A 13,603-nucleotide genomic window follows, 5' to 3' on the forward strand; every position below is an offset into this window, starting at 1 on the left:
ACATCTGCTTGTTCAAACATCATACCAAGTAGAAAGAAAATACGGTTAGAACCTGATTGTATTTAAGGTGATCACCTGATGGTACTTCTTCCTAAATTCTTATAAGATAAGGCTAAACAAAGTATGGAAATATGGACACATATGCATAGCATGCTACGGCTCACCACCATAGTAGCTACATAGTGTGCAACGCGTTGCCTGTGAGAACGCTGCCCACACGGCCATACAGAGTCCGACGCTGATTTTGTCGGTAAGTTTCCTGAAGGGAGCGTGGAGTTATGGCAATTGTTAATCCTGTCAGAGAAGACCCGAGAACCATGCAGACCACAACATTAGAACGATTTACCAGTCCCCTCCCATCCAATCTCAATATCGATTTCGATGATACCCGGCTTACGACTACAGCTACCCGGAATACCGAGCCACTCGTAGAGGTTGATATATCCCTGGATGAGGACGATGATTCAAATACACTTCTCGACGATGAAGTGCTTGAAACGACTGAAACAGACACAGCAGAAGAAAGAGCGCCACGCCACCGTGAAGGGGGCATCACTGGCACAAAGCATGCATCAGGCTCTGAAGATGCTTTTCAGAGCTATCTACACGATATTCGGCGTCATGGCCTCATTACGCATGAAGAAGAAATTAACCTGGCGCGACGCGCAGCCTCCGGCGATGAGATGGCTCGTCGCACACTCATTGAATCCAACCTGCGCCTGGTAATAGCGATTGCACGACGCTACACGAGCACAGGAGTTCCTCTCATCGATCTGATTCAAGAAGGCAATTTAGGGCTCATGCGTGCTGCCGAAAAGTTTGATTATCAACGTGGCATCCACTTCGGAACATACGCTACCTGGTGGATTCGACAGGCTGTCAGTCGTGCAGCAGGTGAACAATCTCGTATGATTCACCTTCCTGAGCACGTTGCTACTCGTTTGAGAAAAGTGCGTCGCATAGCGGCCCAACTTTCCCAGGAAAATGGACTTGATCCACTTCCCGAAGAGATCGCCATCGCTTGCAATATTCAGGTGAACGAAGTTGTAGATCTCCTGGGAGTTGTCGAACAGCCTGTCTCTCTGGATGCTCCTGTAGATGAAGAGGCTCGCTATTCTCTAGCGGATACCCTGGAGGATAGCAACACTCCCGCGCCTGCCGATACAGCTTCTCAGCATCTACTCGGTGAAGAATTGCATCGAGCATTAGCCTTCCTCACGCCGCGTGAACGTTCGGTAATCACACTTCGCTATGGAATCGGCGATGGGCGCAGCCGCACACTTCTGGAGGTCGGCAAAGAATTAGGTATCTCCCGAGAACGTGTACGTCAACTTGAAGTCGTAGCTTTAATGAAGCTGCGAGGCATGAGCGCAAGCATTTCGCTGCGTGAGTGCGTCTAAAAAACGAAGAAGGGAACCAAATCAGGACACCCTTCTTCGTTTTTTATCTTGTTCAGTCTCCCTACATTCAGTTAAACACCTCTACCAAATTACATGCCTTATCGTAAACTAACGACTCGTATCCGAATAAGAAAGCGTCTTCGCAGGAAAAACACGTCTTTCCAGTTCATCAATCAAAAACGTAGACAGTTGAACCGTATTAGTACCTCGTAGCAGGAATACAACTGGAACATTTACTTGCAAATCAGTCTCGATCTGATTCTTCAATTCAACCGCCATAAGCGAATCAATACCCAATGTATGGATTGGGCGCATGAGATCCAACTTCGCGATAGGGAGCTTCAAAATATGAGCCATACGCTCACACAACAGCCTTTGCACTACCTGCTCCCGTTTAGCCAAATCATACGCCAGCAAAACATCAGGAGTTATTTTGAGGTCCATACCTGGTTCGCTGGCTGGTACGACATCTCCCATTCTTTGCACCAAAATTGCATTAAACATGGCCGAAAAACGCACCGATGGGTAAAATTTCTGCCATTGAACTACATCGAACGGCATCGCACCTACTTGATTTTTTGTACTACGAAGTAACAGCTCAAACATAGCTAGCCCTTGTTGTGGTGTCAAATTCTTAATGCCACGCAGAGCAAGGCGTTCGCCGCGATTAGATTGAGCGGCGGCCAGCCCAATATCTGCCCAGGCGCCCCAATTAATGCTCAGCGCTGGTAACCCTTCCTGCCTACGTTGATGAGCCAGAGCATCCAGAAAAGCGTTAGCCGCCGAGTAATTCCCTTGTCCAGGCAAACCAATCAGCGAAGCAGTTGAAGAGAAACACACGAAGAAATCAAGAGGAATATCCTTTGTCAAAGTATGCAAATTCCATGCACCAGCGATCTTTGGAGCCATAACCTCTCTTAAACGCTCACGATCTGTTTGCAGCAAGATGCCATCCTTTAGCACAGCCGCAGCATGGATAACACCCCGTAAAGGAGGCATCTCGGCCTTAATCTGCGTCAAAATTGCAGCTACTTGCTCCTCCTGTGTAATATCCGCTTGAGCAATCATCACATCCACATTCTCATTATGCAGAGCCTCTAAAGTCTCCATTGCAGTCGCAGAAGCTCCACTTCTCCCAACCAGCACAAAATGTCGTGCCCCCTGCGCCACCATCCATTGCACAATGGTCAGGCCAAGGCCACCCAGACCACCAGTTATAAGATACGTGCTTTGATCAGTAAACAGATCATCTGGCATACTCGCAATCAATTGTTGGCTTCCCCGATCCTCAAAAGAAAGAGCAACCTTCCCAATATGTTTTGCCTGAGCAAGAAAACGAAACGCATCAATTGTCTGCTCCAATTGAAAGGCCGTTACTGGTAATGGATGAAATTTCCTTTCCTCGAATTGTCCCATGATTTCTCGCAATAGTTTCATCATGAGCTTGGGACGTTCACGTAGCAGAAGGGAGATATCAATAGCTGAAAAAGTGATATTTTGCTCAAACGGTGCCAGACGAAGCTGATTGTTAAGATGGATATCCCTCTTACCCAGTTCAAGAAAACGACCATGATGTGCAAGCAGTAAAAAACTTTTGGTCAAAGCTTCTCCGGCCAACGAATTTAAGACAACGTCAACGCCTTGACCGTCAGTGATGCGCATAATCTCATCAGCAAAGGTAGTCGTACGAGAATCCATCACATGCTGAATTCCCAAAGAGCGAAGGAAATCGCGCTTCTCGGGAGTTCCAGCCGTTGCAAAGATCTCAGCCCCAATCTGTCGCGCAATTTGAATGGCAGCCAGCCCAACGCCTCCACTTGCGGCATGGATCAGAACACGCTCTCCCTCAGCAAGCCTCCCAACATGATAAAGGGCATAGTAGGCTGTTAGAAAAACTATTGGCGTTGTAGCTGCTTCAACAACACTCAGGCACGTAGGTTTACGCACAACTTGAATAGCTTTTTTAATCAGGAAACGCTTGAAGCTGGATGGAGGGGTAGTTGCGATCACTTCATCGCCAATAGAAAAACCCTCAACTCCTACGCCTAGATTGACAATGCGGCCAGCACATTCATGTCCAAAATTATTTTCATCACCATGCACATAACCTAGCATCCCAAGAGCATACAACACATCCTTAAAATTTAGGCCGGCCGCCTCAACCTGGATTTCCACCTCACCTGGACCTACCCTTTGGCGTGGCATTGGATGAAGCTGTAAGTTATCAAGGCTTCCTGGAATAGGAATATCAATACGGAAAGGACGGTTTTCATCGAGAGACTGACTACTAAACGTTGAATGTGTGATCGGCTCAGACAGAGCCTCCTGAGCCATTTTCACCAATCGTGCCACATAACGTCGAGCTCCACGAAAAGCAATTTGATCTTCTTGATCGTTATTAACAACCGCCTCAAACAAAGATTGGACCTCAATCGACTTTGTATGAGTACTCAAATCGACACGAGCACACCGCAATTCTGGATGTTCATAAACAATCGCGCGACCGAGTCCCCACAAAGGAGCCTGTGCGACAGATACAGTATCTGCTTCATACCCAACCTCTTGAGCGCCACCTGTAATCAGCCAGAGGCGAGGAACCTGTAACCACGTGATATGCTGCATTGCCTGAATAATAAAGAGGGTACTACCACATCCCAGTAACTCAGCATCGTCAAGCGTTAGAAGAGACGTATCATCAACAGATGGAGCATCAAGACTCCAAAAGTGCAGGATGCCTACACAAGGAAAGTTATCATCTTTACAAGTCGCCTCAAACACCTGCACAAAATCATCTAATCGCGTTGGATTTATCAAATAATTCGCAGTATCGGTCACCACCTGATACTGGTCCCCTGCGTAAATAGTTACAACAGAGTGGCCTGCCACTTGGAGAGACTTGATTAATTGATAACTCACACCACGATGATCGGCGAAAACAAGCCACATTCCCTTTTTATTCGCACCAGTATGATCACGGTCAGCTATTGGCTTATCCCACGCAGCACGATCTTCTTCCCAATTTATCTCATACAGCCAATCATGGATATCTTCTTCCTCTGCCGGTGCCCTGACATCCATATCAAGGTATTGAACACAGACCCCACTTGCCTCCAACACAGTTTGGCCTGCCTGATCCCCAATCTCCCATGAGAGTTTAAAGAGATTTGCCTTCTCACTCGGTTCCAATTGCATCTGTGCATGGCTCCATAATTCCGTATGGGCATGCTGATACAAACGTAAACGCTCAATGCGAACAGGAACGATAGGACCTTGATACATATCACTATTCATCACACGTTGGGGGAGAGCAATCAACAGCGCCTGTAGACATGCATCTAAGAGAGCGGGATGGAATGCATATTGATCAATATCTGCCTTAATGCCATCAACAACGTGTACATGGCAAAGTGCTTCCCCCTCACGACTCCAGACTTGATCAACACCTTGAAAGTCTGGACCATACTCAATAGCATGCTCCCGCATAATTTGATAGTGCTGCACTCCATCAGTAACTTGTGGATATTGCGCATGCCTATCTTTTACCAATTCTGATGAAGATAGAGGCATTTCCTGTATTCCTTGTTGAAGGAGAATAGTACCCTGGGCATGCATTTCCCACTGAGCATGACCATGAGGTACATCTAATGGATGGCTAAAAAAATGGAATGACGCTATTCCAGGCATCTCGGGAGCAATCACAAGTTGAACATGTTGCACAGTATCATCGGTCAGGAACAAAGCCTGCTTAAAAACTATCTCCTCTAGAACAGAGATCTCTACTCCAAACACGTCTTTTGCAGCAGCCAGGACTAATTCCAGGTAAGCAGTAGCAGGAACAATCACTTGCCCCTGAATACGATGGTCAGCAAGATAGGGGAATAGCTGACAAGCCAAATCAAATTCCCAAACGAACTCACCAGGGCGAGCCGCCGATACAAAAACAGGCCCTAATATAGGATGATCGCTACTACTTTTCCGGCGTTGTACGACCAGAGCCCTCTTTTTAGAGTGACTATACTCTGCATCCTGCTCATCCAACCAGAAGCGTTCATGTTGCCAGGGATACGCTGGCAATGAAATATACTCTTCCGTAGAAGAATAAAATCTATTCCAATCAATCTTAGCCCCGAGAATATACAAATGGGAAAGAGTATTCAGGAGAGCAGAACGCTCATCCATATCGCGACGCAAAGAAGGCAAAAACATGCCTTGATGCTGTCTCGCACTCAAAGCTTCTCGCAAAGGACCTATTAATATTGGATGTGGTGTCACTTCTAGAAAGAGGTCATACTCATCCTGTAACAATCGTTCGATAGTAGGAAAAAAGAGGACAGGCTGCCTGAGGTTTTGTACCCAATAAGTTGCTGTGAGCTCAGATCCAGCAAGAGGAGCGCCAATCACGGTAGAATAGAAAGGTAACGATGTAACTTTTGGCTGTATATCAGCCAGCCCCCGCTGTAAATCCGTCAGCAAGGGATCTACTTGCGCACAATGTGACGCCACATTAACTTTGATCAAACTACAATAAACATTGCGTTTCTGTAACAGCTCTATCAGGACTTCCACAGTGGCAGTATCGCCTGAAAGCACAGTTACATCCGGGCTGTTACAAGCTGCAATAGATACTTGATCCTCATAACCCACAAGCAATTGCCGAGCCTCATCCAAAGGCAACTCGACAGCTACCATACTCCCCTTACCACTCACCCTCCTTAAGAGAAGGCTGCGATAACAGATAGCACGTAATGCATCGTCCAGACTAAGAGCACCTGACACAGCCGCAGCAGCCAGTTCCCCCATACTATGTCCCACAACAGCATCGGGTTTGATCCCCCAGGAGGCCCATAAAGCCGCCAGTGCTAACTCAATCGACAACAGCACAGGCTGAAGAACATCGATACGATCGGAGAACAGATCTTCATTACTGCTTAGCACATTTAGCAAAGACCAATCGACGTACCGTTGAATTATTTCATCGCACTCACGTATTCTTGCAAAGAAGACCGGCTCCTGTGCTAGCAAGGCTCGCCCCATCCCCAGCCACTGTGAGCCCTGTCCCGAAAATACATAAACTATTTTCGGAGCCTTTCGGGCAACGCGACCAGACTTTATACCTTGTAGATCTTCATTACGTAAAAAAGCCTCAATCTGCTCCTGTAACTCATCTTTAGAATGAGCAATCAAGGCCAAACGTTCCTCATGATGAGTTCTTCGACTACTAGCCGTATAACAAATATCCGCCAGAAAGACTGCGTCTTTATCGGCCAGAGACAGCACATGTTTAGAATATGCTCGTGCTAGCTCAACCAATGCCGCTGAATTCTGTGCTGAAAGGGTCAAAAGGTGTGCATATTCAACCTGATCGAATAGTTTTAATGCTCTCGGAGCCATAAGAGGAGCTTGCTCAAGAATGACATGCGAATTAGTCGCAGAGATACCAAAGCTACTCACACCTGCCAGTATAGCATGATCGATATTCGGCCATTTCTCCAACTGCTGTGGAATGCGTAAATTTAATGCATCCAAAGGAAGATCTGGATGGACCTCATTTAAATGCAAATTTGCCGGAATGAAACCATTCTTGAGAGAGAGAGCTACTTTTATCAATCCAGCAATACCAGCTGCTCCTTCTGAGTGGCCAATATTTGTCTTAACCGAGCCAATCAGGCAAGGATTATCTGGTAAACGATGCTGCCCATAGACAGCTCCGATGGCAGAAACTTCAACATTATCGCCAACTAAGGTACCTGTCCCATGTGCTTCAACGTATTGAATCATCTCTGGAGAAACGCCTGCATCTAGAGTTGCTTTTTGTAAAACATCCTCTTGTGTTTTCCTACCTGGTGTTACAAGAAGCCCACTGGCACGGCCATCATTATTTGCTGCACTTCCACGTATAAGGCAATAGATAGGATCTCTATCTGCAAGTGCTTGCGAAAGAGGTTTTAATACAACTACACCTACACCTTCACTGCGCACAAAACCATCGGCATGAGCATCAAAGGTCTTACAGCGACCATCGGGAGACAACAGTCCCATCTTAGAAAAGCCTAACCCCTGTTCAGGTTCCAGAATAACGTTTGAGCCTCCAGCTAAAGCAACTGTACATTCTTGTCGCCATAGGCTCTGACAAGCCAGATGAACAGCCACCAGTGATGAGGCACAAGCAGCATCGACAGTCATACTGGGACCCTGGAGGTCTAGGAAATACGATAAGCGCCCAGAGGCTACGCCCCGCGAACACCCGGTCATCATATAAAGGTCAACATTATCGCGATCTTTAAAGGCCAAATCCTCATAATCATTGGTAGACATACCGATGAAAACGCCTGTATTTGACCCATGAAGCTTTTCAGCGGGAATACCTGCATCCTCCAATGCTTCCCAGGACACTTCTAAGAGAAGGCGTTGCTGCGGATCCATACGGGAAGCTTCTCTTGGTGATATACCAAAAAAATAGGGATCAAACTGGTCAATATCTTCTAAAAAGCCCCCCCAACGTGTCACAAGCTTTCCAGCTGATCCAGGCGTGGGGTCATAAATATCATCAATATCGAATCGATCAGATGGAATTTCAGTGATTGCATCAATTCCATCCCTAAGCAATTGCCAAAATTCACTCAGGCCTTTTGCTCCAGGAAAACGACATCCCATACCAACAATTGCAATCGCTTCTTTGGCTGACATAGGTTGTAACCCCTCTCTTTAAGGTAATGTGGCGCTGTATATAATCCGGGACCCGCACTTATTTTTACGTTATACATACCTTAACCTGTACAATATTCTCAATTATACACTTAATATATGACATTTTCTACACCCAAAGACAATCATTTTATTACAATATATGCAAGGAACGTAGGCACAGAGTAGAGATAAGATATTAAATAAGTAAAACAATTTGGTGAATATATTGTTAATAAGTAGATCTATTTTTGTTAAACTTGTTCCACCTACCCTATCCAAAAGCACCTTGATCATTCTTATGAGTCCTTTTAAGTTTCTTCGTTTTACAAAGAAAAGGTCGGTAAATCGATAAACTATATGAAATATGGTGTGATTTTCTTTCTTTCTGGACTCTTTTTGCTCCGGTATGATATACTAGCCCACGATTGAGAGAAGCGCTTGAGCGCTCAATAACTACCAGCACCATGCTCAGAGAGTATATAGAGGGAAAATGCAACGTCATCCAACGCGAGACATTCTCTGGCTTTTTCTCACCACGCGCCTCCTTTTGGTGATGGTTACATACATCGCCTACATCTTATTGACAGCGGCTAAGTACTCAGACACGCCAGTCAACGTAGCAGATCTATTCAGTACCTGGAATCGCTGGGATGCTGCCCATTATATTGACATTGCACAGTATGGGTACCAAAACGCAAATGATCTGGCTTTCTTTCCGCTCTTTCCTCTACTGATCGCGGGTGGGGCACGACTTTTGGGTGGCGAAAGTTGGAGCTATATCTTTGTAGGCACCATGATCAGTAATGGAGCATTATTAGGGGCGTTACTTATCATTTATCGCCTGGCTGCTGATATGATAGGAGATGAGCTCTCACAGCGTACATTGTTATATATCTGCATCTTTCCGACTGCCTTCTTTTTCTTTGCGCCTTATAACGAATCGCTCTACCTCCTCTTTGCAGCAGGGAGCTTCCTTGCGCTACGCCGTCAGAAATGGTGGTTAGCTGGTTTACTCGGCATGCTCGCCGCGCTGACACGCTCGGTGGGTATTCTGCTTATCGTCCCATACCTCTATGAGATGTGGGAACAGAGAGCCCACATACTCACCCGCCTTAGAACGCTCTTAATCAGCCTGGGAGCTACACTATTAATCCCTTTGGGTACACTTCTCTACCTCTGGTACAACTGGCAGACATTCAATGATCCTCTTGCGTTTGTACATGTCCAGGCCAACTGGTCACGTCATACAACATGGCCCTGGATGGGTCTATTTCAGGCATTCTGGGCACTTTTTTTCTATCATCCACAAGCATTTGGCTCATCCAATCAAGTACATCTACTACTTGACTTAACCGCGACCGTCAGCTTTATCATTCTTGTCATCATTGGCTGGCGCAAATTACCTAAAAGCTACAGCATATGGATGGCGCTCTTCTTACTCTACATCCTACTCAATCCTGCACAAAAACCGGACATTTTACTCTCAAACCAACGCTTTGTCCTGGAAATGTTCCCAGCCTTTATCACACTCGCAATAGTGAGCAAACGCTCAATTAGATTTCATTATGCGCTGTTACTTCTTTTTCCAACCTTACAAGCAGTGATGGGAATTGCATTTATGATGAATCGTTGGGTTGTCTAGCCATCAAACGCACACCATCGAGACAGCTTGACTTAGAAGCAGTGCTCTTTTAGAATAATAGACATCCACCTTAATTATTTGGCAAAGGCAAAGTATTTATGAAACGTGCCCCAACAAAGGACATTATTTTCCTCTTTCTGGCTACCCGTTTTCTCCTCATACTTGTGACATATGTAGGTTATGTGCTCTTAACGCAAGAGAAATATTCCAGCACACCTGTCACATTTCACACCTTGCTCACCACCTGGGATCAGTGGGATGCCCAGATCTATCTTCGTATCGCCCAAACAGGTTACAGACCTCCCTATGATCTCGCTTTTTTCCCGCTTTTTTCTTTGCTCATCGCCATCCCCGGACATATTTTAGGAAGTTGGAGCTATCTCCCACTAGGTATGATCATCAGCAATACAGCTTTGCTTGGATCTCTCTTCATCATCTACCAACTGGCCGCCGAGATCGGAGGCGACCAGATAGCACGCCGCACAATCCTCTATCTCTGCATTTTCCCGACCGCATTCTTTTTCTTCGCTCCCTATAACGAATCACTTTTCGTACTTCTAAGCACTGGAACGCTGCTGTCACTTCGACGTCATCAATGGTGGCTGGCTGGCATTCTAGGCTTACTGGCAGCGCTAACACGCAATGCAGGCATCCTTTTGGCGATCCCCTACCTCTACGAGCTCTGGCTGGCACGAGATAGCTTTCTAAATAATAAGGGAAAATTACTCATCCAGTTTGTTCCCATCCTACTTATACCCCTGGGAACAATTATCTATAGCATTTATTGCTGGAAACTCACCGGAAATTTTTTAACCTTTGCCACAGTACAAGCGCACTGGTCACGCCAACTTAGTTGGCCGTGGCAAGGATTTATCCAAACCGGCTTTGAACTACTCATTCACCAACCCTTTGGATCAGCCAACCAGGTGGAGATACTTATTGACACAGCCATGACCATAGCATTTATAATCTTCGCCTACATCGGTCGTAAAAAGATGCGTCCAACATATACTATCTGGATATGTTTGCTGCTCCTTAGCTTTCTCATCTCACCCAGTGTAGGACAACGTGATGCATTCATTTCCAGCCGTCGCTTTGTGCTAGAGATGTTCCCTGGCTTTATCACCTTAGCAATGTTAAGCCTCAATCGGCCACGCCTTCATCAGACCCTCCTATGGGCTTTCCCAATCATCCTTGCAACCTTCAGCCTACTTTTCATCATGGGGAGATGGATGGTTTAAAAATAAAAGCTCTTTCCTTTATGCAAAAAACACCAATAAAAAAAGAAGCCATCTTACTTGATGGCTCCTTTCTCATCCACAGAAGACACGCTCAGTTTGGTGATGCCACGACTTGAGAATCATCAACCGAAACCTCACTCTCATTGAGGGACGTTGTCTGTTGCACACGATTACGCGTTGCTGTAACAAGTAGACTCACAACAAAAATCGCCAGCAAGATGTTACGAACAGTCGTTGCGGGAAAAAAAGGCAGTAAATACGGCACCTTTTCAATATCGTGTGTCATTCTATAGATATACGGATAAATCAAACTCGTCAGGAGTCCAATCGAACACCAGATAGCGATCCACCAACGTTTGCCTTCTCCTACATAAGCCACTAGAGGAATAACCCAGATCAAATATTGTGGGCTAAAGACCTTTCCAGTAACCATTACCACCAGCAGTATCAAAAGACTGGTCGTTGCCAGATCGATTTTGCCCCGCCACTGCAACCAGAAAACATAAAGCACACCGACAAATTCAGCGAGAGTTGCCAGAGGTGATACAATCGACGCCCCAGCAGTTCTAATGTTAAGCGAACCATACGTAAATTCATAATAAGCCGGCTGAGATAAAATCAAACTCTTCAACCAGAGAAGCGAAGCGGGTAAAGACTCAACCTGAATCGGACGCGTCAGAAAATAGCTAAATGGAGAAATCGTGCCTTCTACACTTAGCAACAGAGAAGCACCCATGACTACTATACAGGCCAGGACAAATACACCCAGAGGAGTCAAACGCCTCCATGCATTCCATGGCAAACTCGAATCTTTTTGCTGAGCAATTAAGAAAGGTATTAACAGCATCACTGGATAAAACTTATAGAGGACTGCCAGAGCCAATAAAAGAAAAGCCCAATTCCAATGCTTCTTTGCCGCCAGCATAATGCCAAAGAGAGTTAAAGCCGAGGGAATAATATCAAACCGACCCGCCACAGTTCCCCAGCCCCCAATCACAATTAGTAAGGCATAGACAAGAGCGGCTTGCCGTGAGCGCCAACGCAAAAGTGCCAGATAAATAAGAGCAGTAACAACCAGCATCCAGAAGGCAAATGCAATCTGAAAAAGATTCATTGGCACCAGGAGAGAGAGTGTAAACGGTACCAGAGTTAGCACTGGATACTCATACGGAAGAGCATGAAAAGGTTGGCTAGAAGATTGCTCATTCACAAACTGAACCAGAGCAGAAGGTAATCCTACCTTTTCCATATCTTTAACCAGAGTATCATGCGAAATAGGAATGAGCTGCTTGCTCGGATGCGTCAAGAAATGACACTGTCCGGCCGGGAAAATATTGAGCGCAGAAATCCCATGCCAGAAAGCGCGTGTGTAGCATTGATATTTCGCTGCATCAGTATTGATTGAATATATTTGCCAGGAGGCTCCAAAATAGAGCAACCCTGCCATAATAAGAATTACGACAATATCCAGGCGAGAAATACGTTTTGTGCTTAATTTGGATGCGATCATCTTTAGACCTACTCTATATTTTTACATTCAATGACATCATCGGGAGATTTCCACTACCATTATGCAGAGATTTACCATGCAGCTATCCAACACGTCGCACTATCTCCTGGATGTTGTCTCCTCCAGATTTTGCGCATGTCCACAGTATAGAGAGAGAGGCTCTTCTCTGTCAATCACACCTGACTCTTGGACCGTAATATGGACGCTTGCAACTCTAATCCGGTTCAAGACGTTTCAATTTAGAGAGTATCTTTTTGCGACTATAGTAATCTATATCATAATAAAAAGGGAAATTAGTGCTATGCCAAAAAACGATTTATTGCTTCTACCTTATTTATCAATCAAGCACAGTATAAACCTGACTAATCTTACCCAACATACTTTCAACCTCATACAACTATTGCAAAATCTACTCCATACATTTGGCTATCCTGCCATTATTTTTTTCGTCTTGATTGAAAGTTCAGGCATCCCATTTCCCGGAGAGACAATGCTATTGCTCGCAGCATTTTACGCAGCCGTCTACCATGACCTTGCACTTCCACTTGTTATCACCTGTGCAGCCGTGGGGGCCATCATTGGTGATAATATCGGTTATGGCATTGGTCGCACTGGTGGCAAAGCGCTCGTGGAACGATATGGACACTATATTTTCCTGAAGCCAGAACGTATTGTGCAGGCAGAGCATTTTTTTGCCAAATATGGAGATAAAACTGTCTTTTTTGGGCGTTTTGTCGCAATCTTACGAGCATGGTCAGCTTTTCTCGCCGGCGTTAATAATATGCAATGGCTGAAGTTTCTCTTCTATAACGCCGCTGGAGGTATACTATGGGCCATACTTTACGGCCTAATTGGCTATTATGCAGGAAAATTATTTCATGATAACTTTGGTGCAGTAGAACACATAGCAGGTAACGCTACTATCATCCTGGCAGTATTCATCATCGCTGGGGCTACAATTGTTTTCATTGTATATAAAAGAAGAAAGCGTCATTCTTTAACAAAAAATACTTAAAAAGTATCTCCTAAATGAACTATATAATCTATTTCATACTCATAAATACTATTCCTATGTATAATGAAGGGATTATACATAGCATAAGACATTGCAATTGCAATGTGA

The 13,603-nt window shown here is 45.2% G+C and carries 6 protein-coding genes; 4 read left to right on the forward strand and 2 right to left on the reverse strand.

The window, feature by feature from the left end:
• The first annotated feature begins 278 nt into the window (after nt 1-278).
• Nucleotides 279-1,400 (forward strand): sigma-70 family RNA polymerase sigma factor, encoded by a 1,122-nt coding sequence (locus AC27N8_RS14040; protein WP_487068003.1) that lies wholly within the window; start codon nt 279-281, stop codon nt 1,398-1,400.
• A gap of 108 nt (nt 1,401-1,508) precedes the next feature.
• On the opposite strand, the gene AC27N8_RS14045 is transcribed toward AC27N8_RS14040, so the two are convergent.
• On the reverse strand, nt 1,509-8,087 hold the full coding sequence (locus AC27N8_RS14045) for an SDR family NAD(P)-dependent oxidoreductase (RefSeq protein ID WP_487068004.1): 6,579 nt from the start codon (nt 8,085-8,087) through the stop codon (nt 1,509-1,511).
• Nucleotides 8,088-8,577: 490 nt separating this feature from the next.
• On the opposite strand from AC27N8_RS14045, the gene AC27N8_RS14050 reads away from it, so the two are divergent.
• Both AC27N8_RS14050 and AC27N8_RS14055 read left to right on the forward strand, forming a co-directional pair.
• A complete protein-coding gene (locus AC27N8_RS14050; protein WP_487068005.1) occupies nt 8,578-9,729 on the forward strand; it encodes a mannosyltransferase family protein in 1,152 nt (383 codons plus the stop codon).
• A 98-nt stretch (nt 9,730-9,827) separates the two neighbouring features.
• A complete protein-coding gene (locus AC27N8_RS14055; RefSeq protein ID WP_487068006.1) occupies nt 9,828-10,970 on the forward strand; it encodes a mannosyltransferase family protein in 1,143 nt (380 codons plus the stop codon).
• A gap of 91 nt (nt 10,971-11,061) precedes the next feature.
• Here AC27N8_RS14055 and AC27N8_RS14060 read toward each other — a convergent pair whose 3' ends face one another.
• Nucleotides 11,062-12,480 carry a hypothetical protein gene (locus AC27N8_RS14060; RefSeq protein ID WP_487068007.1) on the reverse strand — a complete coding sequence of 473 codons (1,419 nt, stop codon included), beginning with the start codon at nt 12,478-12,480 and terminating at the stop codon, nt 11,062-11,064.
• A 301-nt stretch (nt 12,481-12,781) separates the two neighbouring features.
• Between AC27N8_RS14060 and AC27N8_RS14065 the strand changes: the two genes are divergently transcribed.
• Nucleotides 12,782-13,495, forward strand: coding sequence for a DedA family protein (locus tag AC27N8_RS14065; protein ID WP_487068008.1), 714 nt, complete (start codon nt 12,782-12,784; stop codon nt 13,493-13,495).
• Nucleotides 13,496-13,603: the final 108 nt, after the last annotated feature.

This window comes from Dictyobacter sp. Z7_2, from assembly GCF_057551105.1.